Source organism: Kitasatospora sp. NPDC101176 (genome assembly GCF_044768035.1).
In the GTDB taxonomy this organism is placed as follows: Bacteria; Actinomycetota; Actinomycetes; order Streptomycetales; family Streptomycetaceae; genus Kitasatospora.
The window spans coordinates 1-17,889 of the sequence record NZ_JBIWPA010000004.1 but is presented as its reverse complement, the minus strand read 5'-3'; the positions used below and the strand labels follow the sequence as shown (position 1 = coordinate 17,889).

The 17,889-nt window shown below is 71.8% G+C and carries 11 protein-coding genes; 3 read left to right on the top strand and 8 right to left on the bottom strand.

Features of this window, described 5'->3' with window-relative positions:
• Positions 1-43: 43 nt before the first annotated feature.
• Both ACIRS1_RS07805 and ACIRS1_RS07800 read right to left on the bottom strand, forming a co-directional pair.
• Positions 44-1,003 carry an RsmB/NOP family class I SAM-dependent RNA methyltransferase gene (locus tag ACIRS1_RS07805; RefSeq protein ID WP_360212920.1) on the bottom strand — a complete coding sequence of 320 codons (960 nt, stop codon included), beginning with the start codon at positions 1,001-1,003 and terminating at the stop codon, positions 44-46.
• 257 nt (positions 1,004-1,260) lie between these two features.
• On the bottom strand, positions 1,261-2,532 hold the full coding sequence (locus tag ACIRS1_RS07800; RefSeq protein ID WP_360212922.1) for an ATP-grasp domain-containing protein: 1,272 nt from the start codon (positions 2,530-2,532) through the stop codon (positions 1,261-1,263).
• A 443-nt stretch (positions 2,533-2,975) separates the two neighbouring features.
• Between ACIRS1_RS07800 and ACIRS1_RS07795 the strand changes: the two genes are divergently transcribed.
• Genes ACIRS1_RS07795 through ACIRS1_RS07785 form a run of 3 tightly spaced genes read left to right on the top strand, consistent with a single transcriptional unit; the run spans position 2,976 to position 5,599 of the window.
• Positions 2,976-3,872: an ABC transporter ATP-binding protein gene (locus tag ACIRS1_RS07795; protein ID WP_360212924.1), complete on the top strand. Its 897-nt coding sequence runs from the start codon at positions 2,976-2,978 to the stop codon at positions 3,870-3,872.
• A gap of 1 nt (position 3,873) precedes the next feature.
• Positions 3,874-4,701, top strand: coding sequence for an ABC transporter permease (locus tag ACIRS1_RS07790; RefSeq protein ID WP_360212926.1), 828 nt, complete (start codon positions 3,874-3,876; stop codon positions 4,699-4,701).
• 13 nt (positions 4,702-4,714) lie between these two features.
• Positions 4,715-5,599 carry an ABC transporter permease gene (locus ACIRS1_RS07785; protein ID WP_402837768.1) on the top strand — a complete coding sequence of 295 codons (885 nt, stop codon included), beginning with the start codon at positions 4,715-4,717 and terminating at the stop codon, positions 5,597-5,599.
• Between the two features lie 123 nt (positions 5,600-5,722).
• On the opposite strand, the gene ACIRS1_RS07780 is transcribed toward ACIRS1_RS07785, so the two are convergent.
• The 6 genes from ACIRS1_RS07780 to ACIRS1_RS07755 form a co-directional block, all read right to left on the bottom strand.
• Positions 5,723-6,910, bottom strand: coding sequence for a YqcI/YcgG family protein (locus tag ACIRS1_RS07780; RefSeq protein ID WP_402837766.1), 1,188 nt, complete (start codon positions 6,908-6,910; stop codon positions 5,723-5,725).
• 51 nt (positions 6,911-6,961) lie between these two features.
• Positions 6,962-8,689 (bottom strand): carbamoyltransferase C-terminal domain-containing protein, encoded by a 1,728-nt coding sequence (locus ACIRS1_RS07775; RefSeq protein ID WP_360212932.1) that lies wholly within the window; start codon positions 8,687-8,689, stop codon positions 6,962-6,964.
• 22 nt (positions 8,690-8,711) lie between these two features.
• A complete protein-coding gene (locus ACIRS1_RS07770; RefSeq protein ID WP_360212946.1) occupies positions 8,712-9,794 on the bottom strand; it encodes a glycine amidinotransferase in 1,083 nt (360 codons plus the stop codon).
• Between the two features lie 100 nt (positions 9,795-9,894).
• Positions 9,895-10,920, bottom strand: a complete 1,026-nt coding sequence (locus ACIRS1_RS07765) for an isopenicillin N synthase family dioxygenase (RefSeq protein WP_402837763.1) — start codon at positions 10,918-10,920, stop codon at positions 9,895-9,897.
• Positions 10,917-17,090 carry a guadinomine polyketide synthase module 4 GdnH gene (gene gdnH, locus ACIRS1_RS07760; protein WP_402837761.1) on the bottom strand — a complete coding sequence of 2,058 codons (6,174 nt, stop codon included), beginning with the start codon at positions 17,088-17,090 and terminating at the stop codon, positions 10,917-10,919. The genes ACIRS1_RS07765 and gdnH overlap by 4 nt, the downstream gene beginning before the upstream one ends.
• Positions 17,087-17,889, bottom strand: an 803-nt coding sequence (locus tag ACIRS1_RS07755) for a beta-ketoacyl reductase (protein WP_360212938.1), incomplete at its 5' end; no start/stop codon positions are given. The genes ACIRS1_RS07755 and gdnH, both read right to left, overlap by 4 nt.

Sequence of the window (17,889 nt, the reverse complement as noted above, 5' to 3'; positions counted from 1 at the left end):
GGTCGGCCCCGGGCCGCCGGGCCCGGGGCCGACCCGTCGCGCCCTACGCGTCCGCGGGCCCGGCCTTGACGATCCGGGCGACGAAGAAGCCCTCGAAGAGGTCGCTCGGGGCCACCCGGACCGCGTGCTTGAGGCGCTCGTCGAACTTCGTGCCGCGCCAGGAGGTCACCCCGGGCAGGAACGACGGCTCGGAGAACCCGAGCGGCTCCAGCGTCAGGTCGGAGCGGCGCTGCAGGATCTTGCTGACCGGGAACTCGTCCTCCTCCGGGCTGAGCGTGCAGGTGGAGTACACCATCACGCCGCCCGGCTTCAGCAGGGTGTAGGCCGCGCTGAGCATCTTCAGCTGGAGGAACTTGTACTTCTCGATGCGCTCCTCGGACCAGTAGCGCAACGTGATCGGCTTGCGCATGTCGACCCGGCCCTCGCCCGAGCACTGCACGTCGAGCAGGATCCGGTCGAAGGACTCGGCCGGCAGCTCCTTGTCGATGTACTGGGCCTGGTGCGTGGTCAGCTCGCCGTAGTTGACGCCGTAGGTCTTGGCCAGCTCGCCGAGCTTGCGGGCGCGCGGCGCGGCGGCGTCGTTCAGCCAGAGGTCGCAGTCGTTGCCCACCCGGGCGGCGAGGTGGAAGGCCTTGCCGCCGGGCGCGGACGCCACGTCCAGAATGCTGTCCCCGGGGCGCGGGTCGAGTGCCACCGGGGGAATGAGGCTGGACGCGTTCTGCAGATAGACGCGGCCTTCGTGGGCGAGTTCGAGAATGTCCTCGAATCCGTCGCTCTCGGGCCACAGGAAAGTGTGGTCGCACCATTCGACGGGAAATGCGCTGGGCGCCTTCTCGCGGACTATGTCGAGGGTTTCCCGGTACTTCGCCTCGTCGAGGAGGCGGTTGACCCGGATCGACGTCGGGCGGGCGCCCCGGAACACGTCCTTGACCTGGTTCGGGCGGATCCGGAGCACCTCGGCCATGCGCTGCTCGAACTGGCGGATGGTTCGCGCGTTGGACACGACTGGGCTCCTCTCGCCGTGACCAACGGGGCCGGCGGCTGTGTCTGGGGGCAAGTCCCTACATTTTGGCAGCAAGGGGCCGGGCCGTCCAATAACCGCAGGTGGGCCGACCGGGCACCGCAGGGGCCGTGGCACGGCGACGGCCCCCGGGACGGTGTCCAGGGGGCCTACCGGTCGGCCGGCGGCGTCCGGGGCGGTCCGTGGGGACCGTCCGGACGCCGCCGGCCGTGCCGCCGCGCGGTGCGCCGGCGAATGCCTCAGGGCGTTTCGAACGTCAGCAGGACGCGCTTGCGGGTCTCGTCGTGCAGCTCGTCGATCCGCGCCTCGTCGGTGACGTGGAAAAAGGCGTCGTAGGTGTACATCCAGCCCTCGCGGGTGGCCTTCGACTCGCCCCGGCCCGGCACCCGCTGGCCCGCCTGCAGATAACTCTGCTCGAAATCGAATTCGGGCTGCGCGTGCACCCAGTCGAGACCGGTGAATTCCTTGAAGATGCCCGATTCGACCGCGTTGACGAAGACGCCGAGGAGGAAGCCCTCCTTGACCCGCGCGTACTTGCGCGGCAGCGGCTCGCCCATCTGCAGCTTGCGGCCCATCTCCCGGACGTCGGCGTCGAGCCAGGCGATCAGGGTCTTGGCGACGCTGCCGCCGCCGATCCGCGGGTTGATCTCGATGATGGAGACGTTCTCGCCGTCCCACTTGAGCTCGATGTGGACGAAGGTGTCGTCGACCCCGAGCTCGCGCAGCGCCTCCTCGAGGATGTCGCGGATGCGCGCCTCCTCCTCGGCGGAGACGAAGGGGGTGGGGCAGACGTTGGCGGTCTCCAGGCGGAAGCCGTCCTGCTCGGCCCAGAGCAGCTTCTCCTGGATCAGCAGCGGGACGAGGTCGCCGTTCTGGACGAAGGCCTCGAAGGACAGCTCCCGGCCGGCGCCGATGAAGGACTCCAGGAGGACCTCGTTGCGCGGGTCCCAGACCCGGGTGCCGTCGTCGAACGGACCGTGCGGGTGGTCGGCGCGCAGGCTCTCGAAGGTCTCGGCCAGCTCGTCGTAGGCGCGCGCCGGGTCCTTCACGATGTCCACGAAGGCGCTCGCGGTGCCCCAGATCGGCTTGATGACGAACGGCGTGCCGAGGCGCTCGACCGCGGCGGCGACGTTCTCGGGCGTGAGGTCCGCGGCGGCGAACACCTCGGTGTGCAGCGGGAGCTGCTCGGCGAGCACCTCGCGCAGCCGGGGCTTGATGCGGCAGTTGAGCTGCCCCTGGAAGCCGGGGAAGTCCATGCCGAGGCGGCGCGCGGCGCCCAGCTGCACCGGCCAGATCTTGTCGTTGATGATCGAGAACCGGTCGAGCCTGCCCTGGAAGGGGGTGAGGGCCTCCACGACCGCGTCCTCGGAGAAGACGTCGGGGCAGATGACCACCTCGTCGGCGCACTCCTCGTAGACGGAGGCGAACTCCTCGGTGGCGAGGAACAGGACGGGGACGCCGTGCTCGCGCAGACTTCGCGCCCGATTACGCAACTCCGGCCAGAGTTCCATTCCCGGAATGGACACCTCGACGAAATACCCGGTAAGGGACGGGGAGTTGAGTTCATCCGATGCATTCACGCGAGTCAGGCTAACACCGGGCAGCAGGTGCGACAAGGCTCTGCCGGAGCCCAAGTTGTCCGCATACTATTGGGCCTGAACTGTTTCTTTGGGAACATGACAAACTGGACAATCGTGACCCTTGTGGCGATCACGGATTATTTCCCGCGAGTTGCCCTCGGCGCCCGCCGGCCGGTCCGGACGCGGATTTCGATTTCCCGGCGGGGGTTGGGCGAAATCCGGAGGGACCTGCGGTACGGTCGGAGGTTGCTTGCGGGTCCTTACCTGCCCTCATAGGATAACGATTCAGGTCATATAAAAATGATGGGTGGTGGGTTGTGACCGAGTCAAAAGCTGCGGGCGCCGACAGCACCGCGGCCATTTCGGCCAGGGGCTTGAAAAAGAGGTTCGGGGACTTCGAGGCGGTCCGGGGCGTCGATTTCACCGTGCCGAGGGGCGAGGCCTTCGGGTTCCTCGGCCCCAACGGCGCCGGGAAGTCCTCGACCATGCGGATGATCTCCTGCATGTCCCCGCGGACCGGGGGCGACCTGAGGGTGCTCGGCATGGACCCCGACACGCACGGCCCGGCGATCCGCTCCCGCATCGGGATCGTGCCGCAGGCCGACAACCTCGACAGCGAGCTGACCGTCCGGCAGAACCTGCAGACGTACGGCCGGTACTTCGGGCTGTCCCGGGCGCACGTGCGGCGCAAGGCCGTCGAGCTGATGGAGTTCGCCCAGCTCTCCGACCGGGCCGACGACGCGGTGGAGCCGCTCTCCGGGGGCATGAAGCGCCGGCTCACCATCGCCCGGGGCCTGGTCAACGACCCCGAGGTGGTCCTGCTCGACGAGCCGACCACCGGACTCGACCCGCAGGCCCGGCACCTGCTCTGGGACCGGCTCTTCCGGCTCAAGCAGAGCGGCGTCACACTGATCCTCACCACGCACTACATGGACGAGGCCGAGCAGCTCTGCGACCGCCTGGTGGTGATGGACGCGGGCCGGATCGTCGCCGAGGGCTCGCCCGCCGCACTGATCGAGCAGTACTCCACCCGCGAGGTCCTGGAACTGCGGTTCCGGCCCGGCACCCCCGGCCAGTACGTGGGCCAGGTCGACAGCCTGGTGGAGCGGGTCGAGGTGCTCCCCGACCGGCTGCTGCTGTACACGAAGAACGCCGAGGACACCGCGGCCCGGGTGGCCGAACGCGGCGTCGACCCGCTCTCCACCCTGGTGCGGCGCTCCACCCTGGAGGACGTCTTCCTGCGCCTGACCGGCCGAATGCTGGTGGACTGACATGGCCCTCGACACGCACACGCGGCAGGAGGCCCGTGCCACCGGCGCGGTGGTCGGGCCCTGGCGGGCGATGGGCCTGCGCATCGAGGGCCAGTGGGCCTGGTACCGGCGCTACTGGCGGGCCAACCTCTACTCCTCCGGGCTCCAGCCGGTGCTCTTCCTCGGGGCGATGGGCCTCGGCTTCGGCTCCCAGGTCAAGGCCGGCTCGATCCCGGACGGCATCACCTACCTGCAGTACATCGCCCCCGCGCTGCTGGTCAGCGGCGTCATCGCGACGGCGGTGAACGAGTCGGGGCACCCCGTCCTGTCCGGCTTCAAGTGGAAGCGGGACTACGTGGCGATCAGCGCCACGCCGATCACGCCGGAGCAGCTCTTCGGCGGACAGCTCCTCTGGATCGTCATCAGGCTGGCGGTCTCGGCGGGGATCTACGGGGTCGCCGCGCTGTTCTTCGGAGCGTGGACCGGGCCCGGCGTCCTGCTCGCGCTGCCGCTCGCGGTGCTCATCGGGGCGGCCTGCGCGGCACCGGTCATGGCGTTCGCCGCCACCACCCGGGGCGAGGGGCACGCCTTCGTCGCGCTGAACCGCTTCGTGGTGCTGCCGATGACGCTGTTCGCCGGCACGTTCTTCCCGGTCGACCGGCTGCCCGCCGTGGTGCAGCCGCTGGTCTGGCTCTCCCCCGTCTGGCACGGCAACGAGCTGGTCCGGGGCGTCACACTGGACGGCCTCGCGCCGTTGCCCGCACTGGGGCACGCGCTGTTCCTGCTCGCCATGCTGGTCGCCGGCGTGTACGTCGGCCGCCGGCGCTTCCGCCGCAGGCTGGTGATCTGACGTGGAGAAGCAGATGACTCCCGACGCGTCCGCGGCGCCGGCGGCACCGGCCCCGTCGGGGCCCACCGCCGGCCGCATCGCCGCGCAGGCCCGGCACGGCGGCGGCCCGCTGCTGCGGATCCTGCCGGCCGGCAGCTACTCCGGGCTCGCGCACCGCCTGGTGGAGCGCACCGCGCTGGTCTACTCCCGGGCCTGGCTGGTCCTGGTCTCCGGCGTCTTCGAGCCGCTGTTCTACCTGCTGGCCTTCCAGGTCGGCTTCAGCTCGCTGATCGACGGCGTGACCGGGCCGGACGGCCGCCCGATGACCTACGTGGCCTTCGTCGCGCCGGCGCTGCTGGTGTCCTCCGCGATGAACGGTGCGGTCTACGAGACGCTCAGCATCTTCTACAAGCTGCGCTTCGACCGGCTCTACGACATGATGCTGGCCACCCCGATGGGGGCGCTGGACGTCGCCATCGGCGAGATCTCCTGGGCGGTGCTGCGCAGCGGCCTGTACGCCACGGCGTTCCTCGGCGTGATGGCGGCGATGGGCCTGGCGACCTCGCCCTGGGCGCTGATGCTGATCCCCACCGCGCTGCTGATCGCGACGGCGTTCGCGGCCCTGGGCATGGTGTGCGCGACGCTGCTGAGGTCGTCCTCGCAGTTCGACTACATCCACGTCGTGGTGATGCCGATGTTCCTGTTCTCCACGACCTTCTACCCGATGTCGGTGTACCCGCCGGTGCTGCGGTTCCTGGTGGAGCTCTCGCCGCTGTACCACGGCATCGAGCTGGCCCGCGGGTTCTCGGTCGGCGCGCTCGACCCCTCGATGATCGGGCACGCCTGCTACCTCGCGGCGCTCGCCGCGGTGGGCCTGTACGGCGCCTCGCGCCGGATCGGCAAGCTGCTGCTGAGCTGACCGGAGGGCGTACGGCGACGGGGCGGGCGGTCGGGACGAGGAGTCCCGGCCGCCCGCCCCGCGTTTCCCGCGGAAGCGGGCCCGTCGAGCGGGCCGGCCGAACCGGCCCGCTGAACGGGTCGGCTAAATGGTGGGGGCCAATTCGTACCACTTGACCGGCGGCTGGTCGGCCTGCACCGGGAGCAGGAACCGGTGGAGTTCTATGTCGGCCAGGACGTAACGCTGGAAGCCGTCCCGGAAACGGTGCCGGATCGCCTCGGAGCGCTGCTTGTAGTCGTTCTTGGTCAGTAGACGGAGAACGGCCGCCTCCGGCTGGAGCATGAACACGAAATGACCCTCGACCCCGTTCATGTACCGCGAGTGGTCGTGCGGGTAGATCGGTGCGAAGACGCTGATGAAGCATTCCTCGTCCTCAAGGACGAGGAACCACTTCGGGTCGGTGGCGGTTTCCGGGTCCAGTCCGGCCGGGGCGGCGTCCGTGAGATTCCTGTGCAGGAATTCGACGAAGTTCCGGAAGACCTGCTGGAGGTCCTCGAAGGATTCACCGAAAACCCGGGTGGGGAACGCGTACACGTACCCGTCGATGACGTCGTGGTCCTGCACCCGGATGAACTGGCGCAGGGTCGGCAGCGACGCCTTCATGTTGTCCTCGAACGAGAGGTCCTCGTCGTAGGACGGCGGCCCCCACAGGACCGACTTCTGGGCGAAGGGGCAGAAGGTCTGCATCTGGATGGGACGGATGAGTTCCGTCGTCACCGCGCGCGACGGGTCGAACTCCGTCTCCCGGGACCGGCCGTCCAGGGTGCGGGTGCGCTCCAGGTGCCCGTTCAGGTGGGCACCCAGGTCGTCGTGCGAGTCGAAGCCGGCGAACGCCGCCCGCAGCACCCCCGGGATCAGGCCGTGCAGGGCGACGACCCGGGGGTCGCTGCCCTGCCGGGCCTCGGAGCGGTAGAACGCCATCGTGTAGTGCACCGGCTCGACCGCCGCGGCCACCAGGGCCGCGACCTGCTCCGGCTCCTGCCGACCGGCGCGCCACAGGGACGCGTCGGTCAGGTCGGCCGGCATCGCGGCGTCGTTGCAGGCCTGCTGCATGGAGACGCCGTAGGCGTTGGCGAGCGCGAGCGCGGCCACCACGATCTCGACCAGGGGCCCCTTGGCCGCGGCCGGGTCGGCGCCCCCGGCGGCGAGCCGCCCGAGCGCGTCGACCTCGGCGGCCAGGTGCGCGTCGGTCGGGAGGGGGGCCCAGTAGTGGCCCCTCTCCTCGACCAGGCGGTGCACCGCGTCCTGGAGCCGGGTCACGTGCAGTTTCACTTCTGGTTCCCCCTTGCTGTGCTGTGCCGTGCGGTGGTGCGTCGCAGCCGGTCAGACCGTGCCGTCGACCGGGGCCTTGCGGACCAGGAACGGGCCGATGGCCAGGTAGTCGATCTCGGTCCCCAGGAAGGTGTTCACCGCGTCGGCCGGGGAGCAGATGATCGGCTCCTGGTCGTTGAACGAGGTGTTGAGGACCATCGGGACCCCGGTCAGGGCCCGGAACTCGCTGATGATGCCGTGGAAGCGCGGGTTCACGTCGGCCCGGACGGCCTGGATGCGGCAGGTGTTGTCGACGTGCAGCACCGCGCCCATCCGGTCGTGCTTGTCGGCCTTCGCCGGGTACGCCATCAGCATGTAGTCGGCGGCGGTGGTCTCCTTGGCGATCTCGAACCACTCCGGCACCTCCTCGCTGAGCACGCTGGGCGCCAGCGGACGGAAGTACTCGCGGTGCTTGACCTTGTGGTTGAGGTCGTCGCGCATCTCGCGGCGGCGCGGGTCGCCGATAATGCTGCGGTTGCCCAGGGCGCGGGGGCCGAGCTCCATCGAGCCCTGGAACAGGCCGATCACGTTGCCCTCGCTGAGCAGCTTGGCGACGTCCTTCTCGAAGTCCGCGGCGCGCACGACCTCCAGGCCCTCGCGGGAGGCGAGCTCGGCCTCGATCTCGGCGTCGGTGTAGGACGGCCCCCAGTAGGCGTGGCGCATCTCGGGGGCGCGCTCCTGGCCGAGCACGTCGTTCCACACGTGCAGGGCGGCGCCGAGCGAGAGGCCGCCGTCGTGCGCGGCGGGCTGCACGTACAGCTCGTCGAACGGGCCCTGCTCGAAGGCGACCTGGTTGGTGACGCAGTTCAGCGCGACGCCGCCGGCCAGGCAGAGCCGGCTCGACCCGGTCAGCGCGTGCAGGTGGCGGGCCATGTGCAGGACCAGCTCGTTGGTCTTCTCCTGCAGCGCGGCCGCGATGTCGTGGTGGACGTCCTGCAGCTCGTCGTCCCGCTCGCGCGGGGCGACGCCGAGGACGGACTCCAGGCCCGAGGTGTCGGCCGACGGCGGGTAGTACAGGATGTCGCTGAACTTCAGCAGGTCCTGGCGCATGTCGAAGCCGCCGTCCTCGGTGGTCCAGGCGAGCCGGTCGAAGGCCGCGGCGAAGCGCTGCGGGTCGCCGTAGGCCGCGAGGCCCATCACCTTGGCCGCGTCGTAGACGCCGAAGCCGAGGAAGACCGAGACCAGCTCCCACAGGTAGCCGATGGAGGCCGGGTAGCGGACGCTCTGCACGCAGTCCAGCTTGGCGCCCTTGCCGTGGTAGAGCCGGGTCGAGTAGGCGTCGTCGCCGAGCGCGTCGACGACCAGCACCGCGGCGTCCTGGAACGCCGACGCGAAGTAGGTGGACGCGCCGTGGGCGGTGTGGTGGGCCACCCAGTGGAACTCGCCGACGAAGCCCAGCTCGGCGAACTTCTTGGGGATGTTGGGCAGCGTGGCGAGGAACAGCGACTGCTTCTCGACGCTGTCCCACGGCGAGGGCAGGCCGCCGTCCAGGACGGCCCGGATCTCGTCGGGGTCGGCCGCGCAGGTCACGTGGTCGACGTCCGCCATGGTGATGCCGGCGCGCTCCAGGCAGAAGCCGATGGCGTTCATCGGGAGCTCGTCCGGGTTGTCGGCGCGGGCCTCCTTGCCGTGCTTGACGCGGTTGAAGCGCTCCTCCTCCGCGGCGGCGACGACCGCGCCGTCCTTGAGGAGACAGGCCGAGGACTCGTGGTAGACCGAGTTGATGCCGAGGATGTACATGTGGGGCTCCCTTGGTGTGGTGTCAGATCAGCGGCTGGTAGGCGAGGTTGGGGAAGTAGTCCTCCCTGGTGCCCTCGCGCCGGACGTCCCAGGTGGCGCAGTGCAGGGAGCCGCCGTACTCGAAAACGTTGCGGAACGGGATGGGGAAGACCTCGAAGCCGAGCTTGTCGAGGAGGTCCTGGAGCGGCTTCTCCTGCTCCTCGCAGATGACCTTGGTCGGCGAGATGCTCAGCACGTTCATCGACAGCCACTTGGACGACTGGCAGTACAGCGGCATCTCGTCGTTGCCGAGCACCGGCTGCGGGACGTCGACCAGCTCCCAGTCGTTGTCCAGGAACATCTTCTCCTCGCCCTCGCGCAGCGGCCGCTCCGGGTTGGTGAGGATCAGGCCCGGGCGCACCGGCACGAAGGTGCAGTCGATGTGCGAGGGGAAGAAGTCGAGCGGGAAGTGCACCGGGTGCACCCGGAAGCCGCGCGGCTCCAGATGTCGCTTGAGCCAGTGGATGCCCGCGCGGTTGGTGGTCATCGACTCCTGGACCAGGATGTCCCGGCCGAAGCGGCTCATGTCGGCCGCGTCGAAGACGACCTCGTCCTGGTTGATGCAGAACTCGAAGGAGTGCATCTCCTCGTGCCGCTTCTCCAGCGGCCAGTCCCAGAACTCCTCGCGGTACATGCCGTCGGCCATCGACGGCTTGGGGGCCGTCGTCCACTCGACGCGGGGGTCGGCGTTCCAGTACTCGTAGACCAGCTTGCGGTAGGGCTGGTACTCGAAGTACCGGGCCCGGCGCGACATGGTGGCCTCGATGATCTCGTTGCCCATGGTGATCATGACGTCGCGCGGGCAGACGGCGCAGTACTGGTTCTCCACCTCGAAGTCCGGGGTGCGGACCGGGGCCGAGAAGTCGTGCAGCTCGGGCCGGCGCACCGTGACGCCCTGGGACTCCAGCAGCGAGGCGAGCCCGGCCAGCTCCTCGTTGGCCAGGTCGACGGCCTCCTTGGACTTGGGGCCGGTGGGGAAGGGGGTGCCGGGGGCGTTGCGGACGGACGGGCGGCTGCCGGGCTCGGTGGGCTCGAAGTTGGCGTTGTCGGCGGAGCCGACGACCATCTCCTGCAGCGGGTCCCACTCGTTCCAGGAGTTGACAACACTTGAGGTCTGCACGGATCTGCTTCCTATCTCTCGGAGTGTGCGGGCTCTACGCGGTCGGTCAGTCGTACGCCTTGGAGAAGAGGTCGACCACGTACGGGCCGAACTCGACGGCCTCGTAGCGGGGCGGGTTGTCCGCGTCGCAGCAGACGGCGAGCGGCTCGATCAGGGCGTCGTACCGCGGTTCGAAGAAGAAGGGGACCGAGTAGCGGTCCACCGTGCCCGGCAGCGTCACCCGGTGCCAGGTGGCGCGGTACCGGTCGTTGGTCCAACGCTGCATCATCTGGCCGATGTTGACCAGGAAGGTGCCGGGGATGTGCGGTGCGGAGATCCACTGGCCCTCCGGGTTGCGCACCTCCAGGCCGCCGACCTCGTCCTGCTGGAGGACGGCCAGGAACCCGTAGTCGACGTGGGCGCCGAAGCCGTGCTCCACCTCGTCCATCGGGAGTGCCTCGGGGGCGGCCCGGCCGACGGTCTCGTTGTACGGCGGGTAGTGGACCATCCGCAGGTCGCTCAACTCCACGCCGTGGTACGGCGCGAAGTGGTGCTCGTCCAGGCCGAGGCTGAGCGCCATGCCCGCCGCGATCCGCCCGCTCAGCCCGTACAGCTGGTCCCAGGCGCGCATCACGGTGGTGCGGAACTCGGGCAGGGCCGGCGGCCACTGGCCGGGGTCGTCGAGCGGGTGGGCGTCGGCGCTGCGGGCCGCCGCGGCCTTCGCGATGGTGTCGGCGTTCCGGCCGGAGCGGGGCTGCAGGTCCAGGCACTCGTGCCAGTCCGTCTTGCCGCCGGTGACCTCGCCGCCGAGCGGCACGTAACCGCGGAACTGTTCGGTGATGCCGAGCCGGATCCGCATCTTCTCCTCCAGCGGGAGGGCGAAGAACTTCTTCGCGGCGTCGAACAGTTCACGGCTGTCGGCCTCGGCGATCCCGTGGTCCCTGACGTAGAAGAAGCCGACGTCGAGGCAGGCCGCACCGATCTGCTCCACGGTCTCCCGCAGCGCGGCCGGGTCCGGGTCGGGAGTCACCAGCGGGGCGATGCTGATGACCGGGACCTCCTTGAAGGCCGCTCCGCTGCTGTGTTCGCTCAACGCTCCGCTCCGTTCTCGTTCTGCGCGTCCCCGGCGTCCCGGCCGGGATCGGTCACGTCCATGCGCTCCGGCAGCCCGTCGACCCGCTGCCCCGGGTCGGCCACCAGGGCCCGCAGCAGGGCGACGAAGTGGTCGCCGTGGCCGCGGACGGTGGCCTCGTCGAAGAGGTCCGTGCGGTAGTCGAAGTCGAGCCGCACGCCGCCCTCGTGCTCCAGCCCGTCCAGCCGGAAGTCGACCAGGGCGAACCGGGTCGGCACCGGGCGGTACTCGGCCGTCAGCCCGTCGAACTCCGGGCACGGGGCGGAGCGGTCCATGTTGAAGACCGTGCGCAGCGGCAGCGGGAAGGCGTCCGGGGCCGCGCCCAGCGCCTCGCGCAGCCGGGCGAACGGCACCTCCTGGTGCTCGAAGGAGGCCAGCACCTCCTCCCGGGTGCGGCGGAGGTGGTCGGCGAGCGTCGCACCGGGGGCCAGCGTGCTGCGGACCGGGAGGAAGTGGGCGCAGTAGCCGACCACCGACTCGCTGCCCTTGAAGGCCCGGTTGGCCTGCGGCGTGCCGATCACGACGTCGCCCTGGCCGGTCAGGCGGTGGGTGAGCAGGCCGTACGCGGCGAGGAGGGTCATGAACAGGCTGGCCTTGTGGGCCCGGCCGACCTTCTTCAGCGCCTCGCAGAGCTCGGGCTCCAGGGTCATGGTGATCCGGGCGCCCTGGTGGGTGGGCACCGCGGGGCGCTCGCGGTCGGCGGGCAGCACGGTGTCCGGGAGGCCGTCCGCGAACCGGTCCAGCCAGTACCGCTGGTGCTCGGCGAGCTCGGGGCGGCGGCGCTGCTGCCAGGCCGTGAAGTCGCGGTGCTGGGACGGGCGCGCCAGACCGTGCGGGGTGCCCCGGCGCTCGGCGGTGTACAGCGCCGCGAGCTCCTCGGTCAGGACCGACACCGACCAGCCGTCCGAGACGACGTGGTGGGTGAGCAGCGTCAGCTCGTGCAGGTCGTCGGCGAGCCGGAGCACGGCGATCCGCGCCAGCGGGCCCGCGGCGAGGTCGAAGGGCACGGCCATCGCGGCGTGCCACCAGTCGGCGACCGCCTCGTCGGTGCGGCCGGCGGCGGCCGCGGTGAGGTCGACGACCTCGACCGGCACCACGGTGCCCGGCCGGACCTCGGCCGCCCCGCCCTCGGGGAACACGGTGCGCAGCGCCTCGTGGCGGGCCGTCAGCGTGCTCACCGCGCGGCGCAGCGCGTCGACGTCGAGGGGGCCGCGCAGCCGGATCGACTCGGGGACCGCCCAGGACGGCGCGCCGGCGGCACCGGCCCGCTCCAGGGCGAGCAGCTCGCGCTGCTCCTCGCCGAGCGGTGCGGCGGTGGTCGTGGTGCCGGGGGCGGGCGGCAGGAACTCGCCGTCGCGCATGGCCGCGATCGACTCCTTGACCGCGGTGATGATGCCCTCGATGTCCTCGTCGGTGTGCGCGGTGGACAGGAAGCAGGTCCGGCCCTCCCACAGGTAGATGCCGCGGGTCAGCAGGTGGAAGTGGAAGACCTCGATGTCCAGCGGCTGGTAGGCGTAGCTGGCGTTGCCCTTCCAGGCGAACCGGAAGACCGAGGCGAAGTGCAGCACCCGGATGGGCACCTCCCCGGCCTCGAAGAAGGCGTTCAGGGTTTCGGCCAGGTAGGTCGTGCGGGCGCTCAGCCGCTCCTGCAGCGCCGGGCCCTGCTCGCGCAGGTGCAGCAGGATCGCCCGGGTGCTGGCCATGGCCAGCGGGTGCATCTCGAAGGTGGAGCCGATGTAGGTCTTCTCGCTGTCCGGGTCGGGGCCTGGGCCGTCGGCCCACACGCCGCCGTCGACCTGGTCCAGGAACTCGGCCCGGCCCGCGACCACGCTGACCGGGAGACCGCCGCCGACGACCTTGCCGTAGGCCGCGAGGTCGGCCCGGACCCCGAAGTGGGCCTGTGCGCCGCCGGGGTGCACCCGGAAGCCGGTGATCACCTCGTCGAAGATCAGCGGAACGCCGAGGCGGGTGGTCAGGGCGCGCAGCTCCCGGAGGAACTCGGCCGGCTGCAGGGTGGGGTTGCGGCTCTGCACCGGCTCCACCAGCACACCGGCCAGCTCGTCGGCGTGCTCCTCGATGGCCTTGAGGGAGGAGGCGGCGCCGTAGGTGAGGATGAGCGGGTCCTGGGCGGCCTGCGGGGAGATCCCGGGGGCCATCGGCACCGAGTGCGAGGGGTCGTTCAGCACGTCCGGCAGGGCGAGCACCCGGTCGTCCTGCCCGTGGTACGAGCCGGAGAACATCACGAACCGGGACCGGCCGGTCTTGGCCTGCGCCATCCGCAGCGCGCCGCGCACCGCGTCGGTGCCGGTCACCGCGAAGAACAGCCGCTCCATGCCGGTCATCTCGCAGATCAGCTGCGCGACCTCGTCGGAGAGCGCCGAGATGGGGCCGGTCTGCAGGGCGAGCTCCAGCTGGGCGGCGACCGCCCCGGTGACGAACTCCGGGTCGTGCCCGCAGAGCAGGACGCCTACGCCCATGGCGACGTCGATGTACTCGTTGCCGTCGACGTCCCAGAAGTGGGCGCCGCTGGCCCGCTCGCCGATGACCGGGTAGGAGACCGACCGGGTCTCCGGGCGCACCGAGCGCATCCGGGTGTCGGCGCGCAGCGCGCGGTAGTCGACGGCCCGGGCCAGCGAGCCGGCCGTGCGCTTCTTGTAGGTCTCCAGCAGGTCGTCGAGGTGCTGCTGCTGGCGGGCGGTCAGCTCGCGGGGCGGGGCGCCGGCGGAGGCCGGGCGCTTCGCGGCGGGCGCGGCGGGGCGCACGGCGGGCAGGGCCGGACGGGCGGTGGGCACCGGCGCGGCCGGGGTGACGGCCGCGGCGGCCGGGGCGGCGCCGTGCTGGGCGAGGACCTCCAGCTGCCGGGACATCACCTCCAGCTGGGCGGCCATCAGCGCGCCGATCGAGCCCTGGTCGCCGACGGCGCCCTGGACGGTGAGCGGCCGGGCGGCCGGAGCGGTCACCGGGGCGGCCTGGGCCTCCACGGGTGCCGGGACGGCGACGGCGGCCGGGGCCGGCCGGTCGCCGGGCACCGGGTGCCCGGCCGGGAGCTCGGCGTCCAGGTGGGCGGCGAGGGCCTCCGGGGTGTCCAGGTCGTCGAAGAGCCGCCCGACGGTCAGCGTGATGCCGTACAGGTCGGTGACGTCCTGGATGATCCGCACCATCAGCAGCGAGTCGGCGCCGAGGTCGACCAGGCTGGCCCCGGGCTCGACGTCCTGCAGGGCCAACTCCAGGCCCGCGCCGACCCGCTCCCGCAGGTCGGCCAGGATCAGCTCCCGCCGCCCGGCCGCGGTGGCCGCGGTGGCCGGGGCGGCCTGGGCGGGGACCTGCGCCAGGGGGGTGGTGTGCTGGGGCACGGTGGTTTCTTCTCTCTGCGTGAACCAGTGGGGGCTGCGCTGGAAGGGGTAGGTCGGGGCCGGGACCCGCCTGCGGGCGTACTCCGCGTCGAAGGCGGCCCAGTCGACGTCCACCCCGGCGGTGTGCAGTTCGGCGACGCTGTGCAGCAGCTGCTTCCAGTCGTCGCGGCCCTCCCATAGGGAGGACAGCCAGCGCACCGCGGGGCCGGTCCAGCTCTGCCGGCCGAGCAGTTGGAGCACCGGCTGCGGGCCGATCTCCAGCACCGCGCCGCACTCCTCGCCGGCGAGCACCGCCATGCCGTCGGAGAACCGGACCGGCTCGCGCATGTGGCGGCGCCAGTAGGCGGCGTCCACCGCGTCGATCGGCGTCCCGGTGACGTTGGAGATCATCCGGATCCGGGGGGCGGTGTAGGCGACGGTGGCGGCCAGCGCCTCGAACTCGGCCAGCGCGGGCTCGATCATCGGCGAGTGCGGGGCGTGCGGGATCCGCAGCGGCCGCCCGTCCAGGCCGCGCTCCTTGAGCTCGGCCAGCGCCCGGGAGACGTCGTCGGCGACCCCGGCGATCAGGGTCTCGCGGGGGCCGTTCATCCCCGCCGTGCTCACCCGGCCCGCGAGCCCCGCGAGGACCGGTGCGACCTCCTCGGGCGAGGCGAAGACGGCGGCGGTCGCCCCGCCGGTGGTGGTGGCCTCGATCAGCCGGGCCCGGCCGGCGACCAGCCGCAGGCCGTCCTCCAGCGAGAAGAAGCCCGCGACGCAGGCGGCCGCGTACTCGCCGGTGCTGTGCCCGAGGACCACCCGGGGCTCGACGCCCCAGGAGCGCCACAGCTCGGCCAGGGCGTACTCCAGCGCGAAGATGGCCGGCTGGGCGTGCGAGGTCCGGTCGAGCAGTCCCGCGCCCGGGCCGTCCGGGGCCGGGTACAGCACGTCGAGCAGCGGGGCGTCCAGCAGGCCCTGCTCGCGCAGGATCGCGTCGCAGCGCTCCAGGGTCCGGCGGAAGCCGGGGTGGGTCTCGAACAGCTTCCGGCCCATGCCGGGGTACTGGGAGCCCTGGCCGGTGAAGAGGAAGGCGACGGCGGGCCGGCCGGTGGCGTGCCCGACCGAGACCCGGGCGCGGCGGCCCTCGGCGAACGCGGACAGCAGCTCGGCGGCGGCGGTGCCGTCGGCGGCGGACAGCGCGAGCCGGTGGGCGAAGGCCGTCCGACCGGTGCCCGCGGTGAACGCGGTGTCGGCGAGCTCCGCCGCGGACCGGCCGCGCAGCGACGCGGCGTAGCGGCCGGCGAGCTCGCGCAGCGCCTCGGGGCTGCGGGCGGACAGCGGCAGCACGTGGTGCGGCCGGTCCGGGGCGCCCGTGGTCTCCGGGGTGTCCGGGTTGTCCGTGGCTCCGGGGGTGTCCGAGCCGGTCGGCGCGGCCTCCAGGACGATGTGGGCGTTGGTGCCGCTGAAGCCGAAGGAGCTGACGCCGGCCGCCCGGGTGCCCTCGGGCCAGGCCCGGACCTCGGTCGGCACCTCGACGGGCAGCCGGTCCCACGCGATGTGCGGGCTGGGCCGGTCGAAGTTGAGGTTCGGCGGGACCTCGCCGTGCCGCAGCACCTGCACGGCCTTGATCAGGCCGGCCACGCCGGCGGCGGCCTCCAGGTGCCCGATGTTGGTCTTGGCGGCGCCGATCAGCAGCGGACCGGCCGTACCGCGGTCCCGGAAGACCGTGCCGAGGGCGTCCACCTCGATCGGGTCGCCGAGCTGGGTGCCGGTGCCGTGCGCCTCGACGTAGCCGACCTCGTGCGGCGCGAGCCCGGCGTCCGCCAGCGCCTGCCGGATGACCTCCTGCTGGGCCGTCCCGCTGGGCGCGGTCAGGCCGTTGGTGCGGCCGTCCTGGTTGACGGCCGTGCCCCGGATCACCGCGTGGACGGTGTCCCCGTCGGCGAGCGCGTCGTCGAGCCGCTTGAGGACGACCACGCCTCCGCCCTCGCCGCGGGCGTAGCCGTCCGCGCGGGCGTCGAAGGTCTTGCAGCGGCCGTCGGCGGCGAGGGCCGAGCCCTTGCAGAAGGCGATGAAGGCGTCCGGGGACAGCATCAGGCTGACGCCGCCGGCCAGGGCCAGGTCGGACTCGCCGGTGCGCAGGCTCTGCACCGCCAGGTGCACGGCCACCAGCGCCGACGAACAGGCGGTGTCCAGCGCCAGGTTGGGGCCGCGCAGGCCCAGGTGGTAGGAGAGCCGGCCGCTGGCCACGCTCAGCGCGGTGCCGGTGACGTCGTGCATCTCCACCGACTCCGCGCCGCGGACCTGCATCTGCTGCAGGTACTCGGCCTCCGAGATGCCGACGAACACGCCGGTGCGCGAGCCGGTGAGCGAGCGCGGGTCGCGTCCGGAGTCCTCCAGCGCCTCCCAGGCCACCTCCAGCAGCAGCCGCTGCTGCGGGTCGAGGCGCTTGGCCTCGCGCGGCGAGATCCCGAAGAAGGTCGCGTCGAACCCGGCGACGTCGTCGAGGAAGCCGCCCCGGCGGCAGTACATCCGGTCCTCGGCCGCGGGGTCGGGGTCGTAGTGGGCGTCCACGTCCCAGCGGTCGGCGGGGATGTCGCGGATCGCCTCGCCGCCGGAGCGCAGCAGCTCCCAGTAGGCGTCCGGGTCGGGGGCGGAGGGCAGGCGGCAGCCCATGCCGATGACGGCGATCGGCTGGGCCCGGTCGCGCTCCAGCTCCTTGACCCGGGTCTTCAGGGTCCGGATGGCGGTGAGGGCCTTCCGCAGCCTGAGCGCGTCGGGGCTGTCATGTCGGTCGGTCACGGCGTGGTGTCCTCGTCGTCGTTCAGCAGGAGGTCGAGCTCGCGGTCGACGCTGGCGCGCAGGTCGTCCAGCTCGAACTCGTCCGGGGTGTCGGACTCGGGGTCGGATCCGGTGGCGGTCTCCAGGCCGAGCTCCCGGACCAGGTGGGCCTGGAGCTGCTCGACCGTGGGGTGGTTGAAGGCGATGGTGGAACCGAGTACCACGTCCAGGTCGCGCTGCAGGCGGTTGCTGAACTCGACCACCATCAGCGAGTCCATGCCCAGTTCGGAGAAGGCGGTGTGCCCGTCGACCCGGTACCCGGAGGGCAGTTCGAGTAGCGCGGTGAGCTGCTGCTCCAGGTACTGGCGGAGCAGCCCGTCGCGTTCGGCGGCCGGGGCCTGCGCCAGCCGGGTGCGCCACGGTTCGGCCGCGGCGGGCGGGGCCGCGGCGTCGGCCCGCGGCCGGGCCGGGCGGAGCGTGGGCATGACGCCGATCTGGGCGACCGGCGCCCCGAGCAGCGCGGTGAGCGCCGCCAGGCCCTGCTCGACCGGGATCATCGCCACGCCGCTGCGGGTCATCCGGTCCGCCAGGTCCGCGGCCATGCCGACCTCGGCCCAGGGGCCCCAGTTGACGGCGAGTCCGGGCAGTCCGAGGGAGCGGCGGCGGGCCATCAGGCCGTCCAGGTAGGCGTTGGCGGCCGCGTAGTTGCCCTGGCCGCCGTCCTCCAGCAGGGCGGCGACGGAGGAGAAGGCGGTGAAGAAGTCGAGGTGGATGCCGCGTTCGCGGGTGATGCGGTCGAGGGCGTGGGCGCCGTCGACCT

Excerpts from the sequence above, each read along its gene's own strand:
- ACIRS1_RS07800 (WP_360212922.1), bottom strand. The coding sequence starts at position 2,532 with ATGGAACTCTGGCCGGAGTTGCGTAATCGGGCGCGAAGTCTGCGCGAG.
- ACIRS1_RS07790 (WP_360212926.1), top strand. The coding sequence starts at position 3,874 with ATGGCCCTCGACACGCACACGCGGCAGGAGGCCCGTGCCACCGGCGCG.
- ACIRS1_RS07785 (WP_402837768.1), top strand. The coding sequence starts at position 4,715 with ATGACTCCCGACGCGTCCGCGGCGCCGGCGGCACCGGCCCCGTCGGGG.
- ACIRS1_RS07775 (WP_360212932.1), bottom strand. The coding sequence starts at position 8,689 with ATGTACATCCTCGGCATCAACTCGGTCTACCACGAGTCCTCGGCCTGT.
- ACIRS1_RS07770 (WP_360212946.1), bottom strand. The coding sequence starts at position 9,794 with ATGGTCGTCGGCTCCGCCGACAACGCCAACTTCGAGCCCACCGAGCCC.